This window comes from Streptomyces sp. NPDC110618, from assembly GCF_055657065.1.
In genome coordinates this window covers 21,228-34,986 of record NZ_JBVKBN010000031.1, presented here as the reverse complement: position 1 = coordinate 34,986, position 13,759 = coordinate 21,228, and the positions used below count along the sequence as shown (strand labels likewise).

The window sequence follows — 13,759 nt, the reverse complement described above, 5'->3', positions numbered from 1 at the left end:
CATCGGAAATTCCCGCTCATTGTCATAGAGTCACTGAACACACGTCAGTCGTCGACGTTTCACGGGGATTAAAGCGGAGGTCGGTCATGCGTGTTCCGGCGCACTCGGTATGCACGGCGATCCGGGACGATATCGTCGCCGGTGTCTACGAACGCGGCAGCCGGCTCACCGAGGAACTGCTCGCCCGCCGCTACGGCGTCAGCCGGGTCCCGGTCCGGGAAGCCCTGCGCACGCTGGAGGCCGAGGGCTTCGTGGTGACCCGGCGGCACGCGGGCGCCTGCGTCGCCGAACCCACCGAGCAGGAGGCGTCCGACCTGCTGGAGATGCGCGGTCTGCTGGAGCCGCTGGGCGCCGCACGCGCCGCCCAGCGCCGCACCGAGGCGCATCTGAAGGTGCTGCGCGGCCTGGTACGGCTCGGGCAGGAGCGGGCCAGGCGGGGCAACAGCGATGACCTGCGCTCCTTGGGCGGCTGGTTCCACGAGACGCTCGCCCAGGCGTCCGGCAGCCCCGCGCTGACCTCGATGCTGACCCAGCTGCGGCACAAGATCGCCTGGATGTACGCGGTGGACGCGCCGGCCAGCCCCGTGGAGATGTGGGCGGAGCACGGCGCGATCGTCGACGCGGTGGCCCGCGGCGACAGCGAACGCGCGCGGGCGATCACGGCCGCCCACACCGAGCGCGCGAGCCATACGCACCGGCTGCGCTTCGCCTCCGGCCCGGACCGTGTGAGGAATTCGCAACATCCCGTAAACATGTCGGGTCAGCGGCTTTAACATGCGCGCCGTATACAAAGAGGAAGTTATTCGCGGGGGATTATTTCTGCTGCCCGAAAACAGAAAATACACCGGGTCGGACGGAAAAGGCGAGGGGCCCGCCCGGCAATTCGGACGAGCCCCTCGTCGGCAGCGGCGAGCGCCGCGACCCGAAATTTCTCAGACGGTCTCGGGGAGTTCCTCAAGACCCTCGGCGACCAGCTTCGCCAGCCGGTCCAGGGCGACGTCCGCGCCCTCGGCGTCGGAGGCGAGCACGATCTCCTCGCCGCCCTGGGCGCCCAGGCCCAGGACAGCCAGCATGGAGGCCGCGTTGACGGGGTTGCCGTCAGCCTTGGCGATCGTCACCGGGACGCCTGCGGCCGTGGCGGCTCGGACGAAGATGGAGGCGGGGCGGGCATGGAGGCCCTCGGCCCAGCCGACGTTGACGCGGCGCTCAGCCATGTGATGCTGCCCTTCAGGTTCTCAGGGTTGTCTAGACCAGTGTTCCACAACGTGAAGCGTGCCCGGAACAGACCTTCGGTGGCCTGTTCCGTGTGACGTTCGGACCGCGGCCTCGGCCCGACACCCGTCCTTCACAGACTGCCCCGCGCCGTTGTCGGACGCGAGCCGTACTCTGGGGCCCATGCAGAGCCAGTCGGACCGGCACGAGTACCCCGCCCACTGGGAAGCCGACGTGGTGCTGCGCGACGGCGGCACCGCGCGCATCCGCCCCATCACCGTTGATGACGCCGAGCGCCTGGTCAGCTTCTACGAGCAGGTCTCGGACGAGTCGAAGTACTACCGCTTCTTCGCGCCCTACCCGCGCCTGTCCGCCAAGGACGTCCACCGCTTCACGCACCACGACTTTGTGGACAGGGTGGGACTCGCGGCCACCGTGGGCGGCGAGTTCATCGCCACCGTACGCTATGACCGCATTGGTGCCGATGGAATGCCCGCCTCCGCGCCCGCGGACGAGGCCGAGGTCGCCTTCCTCGTCCAGGACGCGCACCAGGGCCGCGGTGTCGCCTCCGCGCTGCTCGAACACGTCGCCGCCGTCGCCCGGGAGCGCGGCATCCGCCGGTTCGCCGCCGAGGTGCTGCCCGCCAACACCAAGATGATCAAGGTGTTCACCGACGCCGGGTACACCCAGAAGCGCAGCTTCGAGGACGGCGTGGTCCGCCTGGAGTTCGACCTGGAGCCCACCGACCGCTCGCTCGCCGTGCAGTACGCGCGCGAACAGCGCGCCGAGGGGCGGTCCGTGCAACGGCTGCTGGTACCGGGCTCGGTGGCCGTCATCGGCGCCGGACGGACCCCGGGCGGGGTCGGCCGCGGTGTCCTGGACAACATCCGCGAGGGCGGCTACCGCGGGCCGCTGTACGCCGTGAACCGCGCCTTCCCCGAGGACCTGAAGGAACTCGCGGGCGTCCCCGCCTTCCGCTCGGTCCGTGACATCGACGGCCATGTCGACCTCGCCGTGGTCGCCGTACCGGCCGAAGACGTGCCCGAGGTCGTCACCGAGTGCGGGGAGCACGGCGTCCAAGGGCTGGTCGTCGTCTCGGCCGGGTACGCGGAGAGCGGCCCCGAGGGGCTGGAGCGCCAGCGCGAACTCGTCCGGCACGCGCGTGCGTACGGCATGCGGATCATCGGCCCCAACGCCTTCGGCGTCATCAACACCTCCGACCGGGTGCGTCTGAACGCGTCCCTCGCGCCCGAGATGCCGAGGCCCGGCCGCATAGGGCTGTTCGCGCAGTCCGGCGCCATCGGGATCGCGCTGCTGTCCCGGCTGCACCGGCGCGGCGGCGGGGTCACCGGGGTCACCGGCGTGTCCACCTTCGTCTCCAGCGGCAACCGGGCCGACGTCTCCGGCAACGATGTCCTGCAGTACTGGTACGACGATCCCGACACCGATGTCGCCCTCATGTACCTGGAGTCCATCGGCAACCCGCGTAAGTTCACCCGGCTCGCCCGGCGGACCGCCGCGGTGAAACCGCTGGTGGTGGTGCAGGGCGCCCGGCACGGTGGGGCCGCCCCGCAGGGGCACGCCGTACGGGCGACACGGCTGCCGCACGAGACGGTGTCGGCGCTGCTGCGGCAGGCCGGGGTGATCCGGGTCGACACCATCACCGAGCTCGTCGACGCGGGGCTGTTGCTCGCGCGCCAGCCGCTGCCGAAGGGGCCGCGCGTGGCGATCCTCGGCAACTCCGAGTCGCTGGGGCTGCTGACGTACGACGCGTGCCTGGCGGAGGGGCTGCGGCCGCTGCCGCCGCTGGACCTGACGACGGAGGCGTCGCCGGAGGACTTCCGCAAGGCGCTGTCGCGGGCGCTGGGCGACGACATGTGCGACGTGGTGGTGGTGACCGCGATTCCGGCGCTCGGGGTGCCGTCCGCCGCGGGGGACGCGGTGCTGGCGGAGGCGCTGCGGTCGGCCGCGGAGGAGGTGCCGGGGAAGCCGGTGCTGGTGGTGCACGTGGAGCTGGGCGGGCTGGCGGAGGCGCTGTCGGCGGCGGCGAGTACGGCGCCGGGGGCGGGCGCCGGTGCGGGTACCGGCGCCGGGGCCCAGGCCGAGCCGGGCGCCGGAGCTGAGGCCGGGGAGGTCGCGCGGCCCGGCGCTGACGGGGTGCCGCCCGCGCCCACCCGTGCCGCCCTTGGCGGCACGAATGCCCGCGGCTCTGCTGGACGGGAACCGGATGCCTCTGGCTTGAGCGGTTCGGCGGGGTCGGATGCCCGTGGCTTTGCCGGACCTGAACCGGATGCCCGCGGCTTGAGCGGTTCGGCGGGGTCGGATGCCCGCGGCTTTGCCGGACGGGAACCGGATGCCCGCGGCTTGGGCGGTTCGGCGGGGTCGGATGCCCGCGGTTTTGCTGGACGGGAACCGGATGCCTCTGGCTTGAGCGGTTCGGCGGGGTCGGATGCCCGCGGCTTTGCCGGACCTGAACCGGATGCCCGCGGCTTGAGCGACTCGGCTGGGGCCGGTGGTCGGCTCATTCCCGCCTATCCCGCTGCCGAGCGGGCCGTGCGGGCGCTTGCCGAGGCTGTGAAGTATGCGCAGTGGCGGCGGGAGGCGGCCGATCCGGGGCGGGTGCCGGAGTACGACGACATTGATGAGCGCGGGGCCGCCGCGCTGATCGACGGGCTGCTGACGCGCGGGCAGGGACTCACGCTCGGCTCCGAGGAGACCTGCGAGCTGCTCGGGACGTACGGCGTCCATGTGCGCAGGGCCCTGCCCGCGCCCACCCCCGACGCCGCCGCGGAGGCCGCCCGCGCGGTGGGCTACCCCGTCGCCCTCAAGGCCACCGCCCCGCACCTGCGCCACCGCGCCGACCTGGGCGGCGTACGGCTGGATCTCGCCGACGAGGAGCAACTGCGGCGGGCTTACGCCGAGTTGACCGAGCTGTTCGGCACGCCCGAGGAGCTGCGGCCGGTCGTGCAGGCGATGGCCCCGCGCGGGGTCGACACGGTCGTACGGGCGGTGATCGACCCGGCGGCCGGCGCCGTACTGTCGTTCGGGCTCGCCGGGGCGGCCTCGCAGCTGCTCGGGGACATGGCCCACCGCCTGATCCCGGTCACCGACCGCGAGGCCGGCTCCCTGGTCCGGTCGATCCGGACCGCGCCGCTGCTGTTCGGCTGGCGGGGCTCCACACCCGCCGACACCCCCGCCCTGGAGGAGCTGCTGCTGCGGGTGTCCCGCCTGGTCCACGATCACCCCGAGGTCGTCGCGGTGACCCTGGAGCCGGTGGTCGTCGCCCCGCGCGGACTGACAGTGCTCGGCGCGACCGTACGGCTGGCGCCGCCGCCCGCCCGCGACGACCTGGGCCCGCGTACGCTCCCCGCGTACTGAGCCCGCGAGCGGTGCCTCGCAGTCAGTGGGCCCCCGTAGGATGGGCCCATGGCCAAGACCAGTACGACGACCCAGGGGCTGCGAGCGGCGATCGAGCGCAGCGGCTACTACCCGGCCCTCGTGGCCGAGGCGGTGGAGGCCGCCGTGGGCGGCGAGCCCATCCGGTCGTACCTGGTCCACCAGGAGACCACCTTCGATCAGAACGAGGTGCGCCGGCACGTCACCGTGCTGGTGCTCACCGACAACCGGTTCATCGTCAGCCACACCGACGAGCAGGCCGCGGACAACACCTCGCCCACCCCGTACGCCACGACGTCCACCGAGTCGGTCAGGATCGACCGGATCTCCTCCGTCGTGCTCAGCAGGGTGGTCGCCAACCCGGAGGCGTACACGCCGGGCACCCTGCCCCGCGAGGTCGTGCTGACCATCGGCTGGGGCGCGGTCTCCCGGATCGACCTGGAGCCCGCCGCCTGCGGCGACCCGAACTGCGAGGCGGACCACGGCTACACGGGCAACTCCACGGCCGACGACCTCAGCCTGCGGGTCAGCGAGGCCGGTGACGGCCCGGAGACCGTGCGCCAGGCGCTCGCCTTCGCGCAGGCGCTCTCCGAGGCGACCGCGGACGTCACCCGCTGATGGCCCAGCCCGCCTGGGAGCACGAACCGCACCCCCTTCCCCTCGACTCCGCCCCGCTGCCCGAGTACGGCTCCGGCTCGCTCGCCGACCTGCTGCCGACGCTGGCCGCCGGCATGGGCGTCCCCGGCACGACCGCCGCGATCGAGGAGCTGACCCCCGCCGACCGCAACTGCGTGTTCCTGATCGACGGGCTCGGCTGGGAGCAGCTGAAGGCGCACCCCGAGGAAGCGCCCTTCATGACCTCGCTGCTGGCCAGCTCCCGGGGCGGCACGGGACGCCCGCTGACCACCGCCTACCCGGCCACCACCGCGACCTCCCTGGCCTCCGTCGGCACCGGCCTGCCGCCCGGCGCGCACGGGCTGCCCGGCTACACCGTGCGCAACCCCGCGACCGGCGAGCTGATGAACCAGCTGCGCTGGCAGCCGTGGACCGCGCCGGGCACCTGGCAGCCGTACCCCACGGTCTTCCAGCTCGCCCACGACGCCGGTGTGCACGCCGCGCAGGTGTCCTCCCCGACCTTCCAGAACACCCCGCTGACCAAGGTGGCGCTCAGCGGCGGCACCTTCCACGGGCGGCTCGGCGGCGAGGAGCGGATGGACCTGGCGGCCGAGCAACTGGCCGCCGGTGACCGCTCCTTGGTCTACACGTACTACGCCGAGGTGGACGGCGCGGGCCACCGCTTCGGCGTCGACTCCGACACCTGGCGCGGGCAGCTCATGTACGTCGACCGGCTGGTCCAGCGCCTGGCCGAGCAGCTTCCGCCGCGCAGCGCGCTGTACGTCACCGCCGACCACGGCATGGTCGACGTGCCCTTCGACGAGCAGCACCGCATCGACTTCGACGAGGACTGGGAGCTGCGCGCCGGGGTCGCCCTGCTGGGCGGCGAGGGCCGCGCCCGCCATGTCTACGCCGTCCCGGGCGCCGAGAACGACGTCCTGACCTGCTGGCGCGAGGTGCTCGGCGAGCAGTTCTGGGTGGCCTCGCGGGACGAGGCGATCGCGGCGGGCTGGTTCGGCCCGCACATCGACGAACGGGTGTACGGCCGGATCGGCGACGTGGTCGCGGCGGCCCGCGACGACGTGCTGATCATCGCCTCCGAACGGGAGCCCAAGGAGTCGCTGATGGTCGGCAACCACGGCTCGATGACCCCGGCGGAGCAACTCGTCCCCCTGCTGGAAGTACGCTCCTGATCACCCGCCCCACCCACCACCGAAAGGTGACCGACCTGCCATGCCCGAGCTGGTGTTCTTCTCCGGAACGATGGACTGCGGGAAGTCGACGCTGGCTCTCCAGATCGAGCACAACCGCTCGGCGCGCGGCCTGGTCGGCATGATCTTCACCCGTGACGACCGCGCCGGCGAGGGCAAGTTGTCCTCCCGCCTCGGCCTCGTCACGGACGCGGTCGAGGTCGAGGACGGCCAGGACCTCTACGCGTACCTCGTCGACCACCTCTCCCAGGGCGGCCGCGCGGACTACGTGATCGCCGACGAGGCCCAGTTCCTCGCCCCCGAACAGATCGACCAACTCGCCCGCGTGGTCGACGACCTGGGCCTGGACGTCTACGCCTTCGGCATCACCACCGACTTCCGCACCAAGCTCTTCCCCGGCTCCCAGCGCCTGGTCGAACTCGCCGACCGCGTCGAGGTCCTCCAGGTGGAGGCCCTGTGCTGGTGCGGAGCCCGGGCCACCCACAACGCCCGCACGATAGGCGGCGAAATGGTCGTCGAGGGCGCCCAGGTCGTCGTCGGCGACGTCAACCAGCCGGAGGACATCGGCTACGAGGTCCTGTGCCGCCGCCACCACCGCCGCCGTATGACAGCGGCCACGGCGCGGGCGGCGGCGCTGTCGCCGGACGTGCTGCCGGTGACGTCCGGCTGAGCTGCCCCACGATCGCCATGATGTGACGGCGCTGGATCGGCGGGGGAACAGGACGTGGACGAACGGCACTTGCTGAACAGGCTGATGAAGGCCGTGGCGGAGGAACAGAGCGAGTTCGTCGTGCGGCCCTGGTTCGGCGGCTTGAAGAAGCTCGCGGAGTTCGCTCTGGTCGCCGATCGGTTCGGGTACGAGTACGTCGGGCATGCGCCGGGGAACGCCGCTTTGAACGATCCATGCTTCCTGTTCCGGCGCTTGCCCGATGCGCGGGAGCGGGCGGGCGTTGCCGTCGGCGACAGTGTCGGGCCGCAGGATCGGGGCGAGGTGGAGTTGCTGTATTCGCGGATGGTCGTCGACGCGTGCGGCCGCTACACGCCGCGCGTGCTGAGCAACGTCCTGCTGTTTCCCGTGGTCGCGGCCGTGTTCCTCTTCTTTCCCGGTTATACGGCCGAGCGGGTTCTCGTGGCCGGGGGGATCTGGCTCGTGCTTCTCGTGCTCTTCCTCGCCGGGCTGGGCATCACCCGGCGTCGGCGGGCCGTGCATCTCGCGCGGCTCGCCGACGCCGGTGTACGGCGTTAGGGCCTGCTCTGCAGCAGGGAGAATCGAGCACCCTCCGGGTCGGCCACCGTCGACATGCGGCCCAGGGCGCTGTCGTGCGGGGGTCTGAGGACGTGGCCGCCCAGGGAAACAGCCTTGGCGGTGGCGGCGTCCGTGTCGGCGACCTCGAAGAAGGTCATCCAGTGCGGTCCCCGGTCGCGGGGGAGGGACTGGCCCAGGCCCAGGATCGCGGCGATCGTGCGGCCGCCGAGGTGGAGGGTGACGTAGTCGAAGTCCGCCGAGGCGACGGCCTGCTGCTCATGGCCGAAAACCGTCTCGTAGAACTTGACGACGGCCGAGGTCTCGAAGGTGAGCAGTTCGTTCCAGACCGGTGTGCCGGGTACACCGGTCAGGGCGATGCCGAGGTGGGCCGCCGCCTGCCAGACGCCGAAGACGGCGCCGGAGGGGTCGGAGCAGATGGCGAGCCGGCCGGCCTCGCCGGCGTCCAGCGGGCCCACTCCGACCGTGCCGCCGCACAGCCGTACCGTCTCGGCCGTCCGGTCCACGTCCGTCGAGGCGAAGTAGGGCGTCCAGGCGATGGGCAGATGCCGGTCCGGCGGCAACTGGCCGATCCCGGCCACCTCCCGGCCGTCCAGCAACGCCCGTACGTACGGCCCGAGTTGCTGCGGCCCCGGCTGGAACTCCCAGCCGAACAGCTCGCCGTAGAACTCCTGGGTCGCGGCCGGCCCGTGCACCATCAGGCTCACCCAGCAGGGCGAGCCGGGCTCGTGCCGGGCGCGCGCTTCGCCGTTCGGGCCGGCCGACCCCCGTGCCTCGGTCATCGTCACTCTCTCCTCGGCCCCTCGCGGCGCCGCGTCGATTCCGCTCTCCGGACCCCGGTGCCGATGCTCGCACCACCCGTGCCGTCACGCGTCCCGGGCGCGCCGCCGTACCGCGCGCTCCGTCCGGAGGATGCCCTCGGAGCCGTGTCCCATCCGTCCCCGATGAAGGCCCACGCATGGTGATCGGATGTACAGCATGTGCCCGATCCCGTACGCCTCGTGATCGGAGCTGTCCGGCCGAGCAGAGTAGCCGGACATGGACGAAGCGGCCACCCCGTACGAAAGGATGGGGGCCATGAACGCCATCATCTCCGCAACCGAACTGGCCGACGACCTGGCAGGACGGCGTCCGCCGACGCTGCTGGACGTCCGCTGGCAGTTGAGCGTGGCTCAAGCGGCGGGCGAGCCGCCGTTCGACGGACGGGCCGCATTCGAGGAAGGGCACATCCCCGGCGCGGCCTTCGTCGACCTGGACGAAGAGCTCGCCGCGCCGCCGGGACCGGGCGGCCGTCATCCCCTCCCGGATCTCGCGGAGTTCGGCGCCGCGATGCGCCGCGCGGGGGTCTCGGCGGACCGGCCCGTGGTCGTGTACGACGGCGGGCAGGGCTGGGCGGCCGCCCGCGCGTGGTGGATGCTGCGCTGGACGGGTCACCCGGACGTGCGGGTCCTCGACGGTGGGTTGCCGACCTGGGAGGGACCCCTGGAGACCGGGCCGGCGACCCCGGCCGAGGGCGATTTCCGGCCGAACCCGGCCGCGGAGGGGCTGCTCGACGCGGACGGCGCCGCCGCGCTGGCCCGCTCCGGGCTGCTGCTGGACGCCCGCGCGGGGGAGCGGTACCGCGGTGAGGTGGAGCCCATCGACCGCGTCGGCGGGCACATCCCGGGCGCCGTCTCCGCGCCGACCAACGAGAACGTCGCCCCCGACGGACGCTTCCGGCCCGCCGAGGAACTGCACGCCCGCTTCAAGAGCCTCGGCGCCACTGACGGCACGGCGGTCGGTGTGTACTGCGGTTCGGGCGTCTCCGGGGCGCACGAGGTCCTCGCCCTCGCCGTCGCGGGCATCCCGGCGGCGCTGTACGTGGGTTCCTGGTCGGAGTGGTCCTCGGACCCGTCCCGGCCGGTCGCGGTGGGTCCGGACCCGCAGTAGGCACGACAACGCCGGGACCCGCGGTAGGCACGACAACGGGGCCCGCGCTCAACAGCGCGGGCCCCGAAGGTACTTCGCCGACTACTCCTGCTTCTTGCGGCGCGTGCCGAAGACGATCTCGTCCCAGCTCGGGACCGCGGCACGGCGCCCGGGACGGACGCCGTCGGCCTCGGCCTGGCGGTCGGTGGAGCCGATCAGCCGGTCGCGGTGGCTGCCCACCGAGCGGGGCATCAGGACGTCCGCGTAGGCGGAACCGGCGGACGCCGCGGGGGCGGGCGGTTCCTCCGCCGCGGGTTCGGTGGCGGGCGGCTCCTCGGTGGCCGGGGCGTCGGAGGGGCGCTCCGGTACGACGAGGTCGCCGCGGAAGCTCGGGACGGCCTCCAACAGGCTGGTCAGCGAGTCCCGTTCGCTCGCGGTCTCCTCGGACTCGGACGCCGCCGCGGGCAGGCTCGGGCGGTCCCGGTCGTGTCCGCGGTCCAGCGGACGGTCGCGCGGCAGCCGGGCGATACGCGGCACGAACGGAAAGCTGGGCTCGGGCGCGGCCAGGTCGTCGGACTCGCCGATCAGCGAGCGGGCCTCCTCGTCGACGGCCTGGACGAGCCGCCGGGGCGGGTCGTACGTCCAGCTCGCCGAGTGCGGTTCGCCCGCGACCCGGTAGACCAGCAGGACCTCCCATGTGCCGTCGTCACGGCGCCAGGAGTCCCACTGCACGGAGTCCTTCTCGGCGCCGCGCAGCAGCAGCCGCTCCTGGACGGCCTCGCCCAGTTGGGGGCCGGCGTTCTCGCCGGGTCTGCGGACCGGGGTCTTGCGGGCCCGCTCGGCCATGAAGGCGCGCTCGGCCAGCACGGGGCCCTCGAAGCGGCGGACACGGTCGACGGGGATGCCCGCCATCTGCGCGACTTCCTCGGCCGTGGCACCCGCGCGTATACGCGCCTGGATGTCGCGGGGGCGGAGATGGCTCTCCACCTCGATCTCGATCTGGCCGAGGCGGGGACGGTCGCCGCGTACGGCGGCGCGCAGACGCTCGTCAATCGGAAGCGTGTACTCCGTGCTGTCCGCAGCCTTCAGCACCAGCCGTGTGCCGTCATTGGAGACGGCCACGACACGCAGTTCGGGCATGGGGACCTCCCGGGTGGTGCCTGCCGACGTCACGTGCGTCGCTGCTTCCGCTAGTCGAGTGTGGCCTGCCCGGGTGCAGCCTGCCACAACCTTGCCGAGTTGCCCGGCGTGTCGGGCGCGGGCCCTGGATCGCCGTTATGGCACGGTTACCTATTCGCAACGCTAAGTGACCAACTCCGTCACCCTGTGCAACTAGCCCCCTCCCGGCGGTCCTTGAAGGTCGCGGACGCCCAGGCGGGAGACCGGACCCAGGGCTCGCAACAGTACTCCATTTGGGCCACGTGCGTGGATTGGCACGCCGCCCAACTTGGCGCAAGAGGCGGGACTTGGCCTTGTCCGGCAAGGGATGTGGGGATCTTGAAAGTGGCGTACTTCACCTAAACATCCGAATGGGAGCGAACGGGCGCGCAGTTGTTCACGCCCCCAGAACCCTCCTCAAATAGTCGTTCTGGAACAGCCGATCGGGGTCCAGCCGGTCACGCAGCGCGGTGAACTCACCGAAGCGCGGGTAGACCTGGGCGAAGTACTCGGCGTCCCGCGTGTGCACCTTGCCCCAGTGAGGCCGGCCCTCGTGCGCGGTGAAAATGCGCTCCGCGGCCGTGAAGTACCGCATGTACGGCGTCCCCTTGGCCATGTGGACGGCGATGTACGCGCTGTCCCGGCCCGAGGCGGTGGACAGGGTGATGTCGTCCGCGGGAGCGGTACGCACCTCCACCGGGAAGCTGACCTTCAGGTCGGAGCGGTCCACCATGGTCTTCAGTTCGCGCAGCGTCTCGACGACCGCCCCGCGCGGGACGGCGTACTCCATCTCCACGAAGCGCACCCGGCGCGGCGACGTGAAGACCTTGTAGGGGATGTCCGTGTAAGTGCGCGCGGACAGGGCCTTGCTGGAGATCTGGGCGATGGCCGGGACGGTGGCGGGGACCGCGCGGCCGACCCACTGGGCGACCTGGAAGACGCCGTTGGAGAGGAACTCGTCCTCGAACAGGGCCTTGACCTGGCCCACCGGGCGCTGCGGGCCCGCGCTGCGGTTGTTCCGCTTGGTGTTGGTGCTGCCGGTGTGCGGGAACCAGTAGAACTCGAAGTGCTCGTTCTCGGCCCACAGTTCGTCGAAGTCGCGCAGCACCGTCTCGAAGGGCATCGGCTCCTCGCGCGCGGTGAGCAGGAAGATCGGCTCCACGGCGAAGGTGATCGCGGTGACGATGCCGAGCGCGCCGAGCCCGATCCGGGCCGCCGCGAAGACCTCCGGGTTCTCCTTCTCGGAGCAGTGGAGCACCGAGCCGTCGGCGGTGACCAGTTCGAGCGCGGTGATCTGGGCGGCGATGGAGGCGGACTCGCGGCCCGTGCCGTGGGTGCCGGTGCTGGTCGCCCCGGAGACCGTCTGCTCCATGATGTCGCCCATGTTGGTCAGCGACAGACCCTCGCGGGCCAGGGCCGTGTTGAGTCTCTTGAGCGGGGTGCCCGCCTCGACCGTGACGGTCATGCTGTCCCGGTCGATTCTGCGTATGCCGGTCAGCAGTTGAGGCCGGATCAGCACACCGTCGGTGGCGGCGATCGACGTGAAGGAGTGCCCGGTGCCGACGGCCTTCACCTTCAGCCCGTCCTCGGCGGCCCTGCGCACGGCGTCCGCCAGTTCCTCCACCGAGGCCGGCTCCACCTCCCGCGCGGGGCGGGCGGAGACGTTCCCGCCCCAGTTACGCCACGTGCCGTTCCTCGTCCCGCTCGCTGTGCTGCTCAACGGTGCCTCCCCGACCCGGCGCCGGCCTGCTCAGCCGGCGGTACCCGAGGAAACCGACCGCGACCGCGACGGCTCCGGAGACGGCCGGAACCCCGTACCCGGCTCGCGCACCGGCCGCGTCGATCACCCAGCCGGCCACGGAGGAGCCGAGCGCGACCCCGACCGCGAGCCCGGTGCTCACCCAGGTCATGCCCTCGGTCAGGTGCGCGCGTGGTACGTGCTGCTCGATGAGGGACATCGTCGTGATCATCGTGGGAGCGATGCACAGCCCCGCAAGGAACAGCGCCACGGCCAGAAACGGCAAGTTTCCGACCAGTAGGAGGGGGATCATACTCACGGCCATCGCGCATACGCCCAGCAGCCAGCGAGGTTCGGGGGCGCCCTTGGGGCGCAGCAGCCCGAAGACGGCACCCGCGAGGCAGGAACCGGCCGCGTACACGGCGAGGACCACGCTGGCCGCGCCCTTGTGGCCCTCCTCCTCGGCGAAGGCCACGGTGACCACGTCGACCGCCCCGAAGATCGCGCCGGTCGCCACGAAGGTGGCCACCAGGACCTGCAGACCGGCCGAGCGCAGGGCGCTGCCGCCGCGCCGCCCGTGCTGCTCGCGCGGGTGCGGCTCGGGCTCGGTGGCGCGCTGCGCGGTCAGCCAGAACACCCCCGCCGCCAGGAAGCAGGCGGCGAGCAGCGGACCGGCCTCCGGGAACCAGACGGTGGACAGCCCGATGGAGATGATCGGCCCGAAGATGAAGCAGACCTCGTCCACCACGGACTCGAAGGAGTACGCGGTGTGCAGTTGCGGGGTGCCCCGGTACAGGGCCGCCCAGCGGGCCCGGATCATCGCGCCGACGCTCGGCACACAGCCGATGCCCGCGCTGAACACGAACAGCGTCCAGTCCGGCCAGCCGTAGTGCGCGGCGAGCAGCAGCCCGGCCGCCGCCGCGAGCGAGACGAGCGTCGCCGGGCGCAGCACGCGCCGCTGGCCGTACTGGTCCACGAGGCGCGACACCTGAGGTCCGGCCACGGCCGCGGCGAGCGCGATGGTGGCCGACAGGGCGCCGGCCAGCCCGTAGCGGCCGGTCAGCTCGGAGATCATCGTGACCACGCCGATGCCCATCATCGACAGGGGCATCCGGCCGAGGAAGCCCGCGGCGGAGAAGCCCTTGGAGCCGGGAGCGGCGAACAGGGCGCGGTAGGGGCTGGGCACGGGCTCTCCGGTCGCGGGCAGGGCGGACGCGCGAAGGCGCCGCGTAAGGCGTGTAGATGGTCGATACAGCT

General features: G+C 72.2%; 12 protein-coding genes. 7 read left to right on the top strand and 5 right to left on the bottom strand.

Going from position 1 to position 13,759, the window contains the following annotated elements:
* Window positions 1-86 precede the first annotated feature (86 nt).
* Window positions 87-773 (top strand): GntR family transcriptional regulator, encoded by a 687-nt coding sequence (locus tag ACZ7L7_RS34490; RefSeq protein ID WP_453604696.1) that lies wholly within the window; start codon window positions 87-89, stop codon window positions 771-773.
* Between the two features lie 159 nt (window positions 774-932).
* Here the strand turns inward: ACZ7L7_RS34490 and ACZ7L7_RS34485 are convergent, their stop codons facing one another.
* Complete coding sequence (locus ACZ7L7_RS34485) at window positions 933-1,214, bottom strand: HPr family phosphocarrier protein (protein ID WP_053655224.1); 282 nt, start codon at window positions 1,212-1,214, stop codon at window positions 933-935.
* 181 nt (window positions 1,215-1,395) lie between these two features.
* Here ACZ7L7_RS34485 and ACZ7L7_RS34480 point away from each other — a divergent pair, with 181 nt between their 5' ends.
* Genes ACZ7L7_RS34480 through ACZ7L7_RS34460 form a run of 5 tightly spaced genes read left to right on the top strand, consistent with a single transcriptional unit; the run spans window position 1,396 to window position 7,680 of the window.
* Entirely contained in the window at window positions 1,396-4,590 is a 3,195-nt protein-coding gene (locus ACZ7L7_RS34480; RefSeq protein WP_472077874.1) for a GNAT family N-acetyltransferase, read from the top strand.
* Window positions 4,591-4,638: 48 nt separating this feature from the next.
* Window positions 4,639-5,226, top strand: a complete 588-nt coding sequence (locus ACZ7L7_RS34475) for a DUF5998 family protein (RefSeq protein WP_285516594.1) — start codon at window positions 4,639-4,641, stop codon at window positions 5,224-5,226.
* Window positions 5,226-6,416, top strand: coding sequence for an alkaline phosphatase family protein (locus ACZ7L7_RS34470; protein ID WP_472077873.1), 1,191 nt, complete (start codon window positions 5,226-5,228; stop codon window positions 6,414-6,416). The genes ACZ7L7_RS34475 and ACZ7L7_RS34470 overlap by 1 nt, the downstream gene beginning before the upstream one ends.
* 40 nt (window positions 6,417-6,456) lie before the next feature.
* A complete protein-coding gene (locus tag ACZ7L7_RS34465) occupies window positions 6,457-7,104 on the top strand; it encodes a thymidine kinase (RefSeq protein WP_285516592.1) in 648 nt (215 codons plus the stop codon).
* A gap of 54 nt (window positions 7,105-7,158) precedes the next feature.
* Complete coding sequence (locus ACZ7L7_RS34460; RefSeq protein ID WP_285516591.1) at window positions 7,159-7,680, top strand: hypothetical protein; 522 nt, start codon at window positions 7,159-7,161, stop codon at window positions 7,678-7,680.
* Here ACZ7L7_RS34460 and ACZ7L7_RS34455 read toward each other — a convergent pair.
* A complete protein-coding gene (locus tag ACZ7L7_RS34455; protein WP_285516590.1) occupies window positions 7,677-8,480 on the bottom strand; it encodes a VOC family protein in 804 nt (267 codons plus the stop codon). The two genes, ACZ7L7_RS34460 and ACZ7L7_RS34455, sit on opposite strands and share 4 nt — an antisense overlap.
* Window positions 8,481-8,775: 295 nt before the next feature.
* Between ACZ7L7_RS34455 and ACZ7L7_RS34450 the strand changes: the two genes are divergently transcribed.
* Complete coding sequence (locus ACZ7L7_RS34450) at window positions 8,776-9,627, top strand: sulfurtransferase (protein WP_453604685.1); 852 nt, start codon at window positions 8,776-8,778, stop codon at window positions 9,625-9,627.
* Window positions 9,628-9,708: 81 nt separating this feature from the next.
* Here ACZ7L7_RS34450 and sepH read toward each other — a convergent pair whose 3' ends face one another.
* The 3 genes from sepH to ACZ7L7_RS34435 form a co-directional block, all read right to left on the bottom strand.
* A complete protein-coding gene (gene sepH, locus ACZ7L7_RS34445; protein ID WP_285516588.1) occupies window positions 9,709-10,746 on the bottom strand; it encodes a septation protein SepH in 1,038 nt (345 codons plus the stop codon).
* 415 nt (window positions 10,747-11,161) lie between these two features.
* Complete coding sequence (locus ACZ7L7_RS34440) at window positions 11,162-12,484, bottom strand: D-arabinono-1,4-lactone oxidase (protein ID WP_285516587.1); 1,323 nt, start codon at window positions 12,482-12,484, stop codon at window positions 11,162-11,164.
* On the bottom strand, window positions 12,441-13,688 hold the full coding sequence (locus ACZ7L7_RS34435; protein ID WP_285516586.1) for an MFS transporter: 1,248 nt from the start codon (window positions 13,686-13,688) through the stop codon (window positions 12,441-12,443). Before ACZ7L7_RS34435 ends, ACZ7L7_RS34440 begins: the two co-directional genes overlap by 44 nt.
* Window positions 13,689-13,759 lie beyond the last annotated feature (71 nt).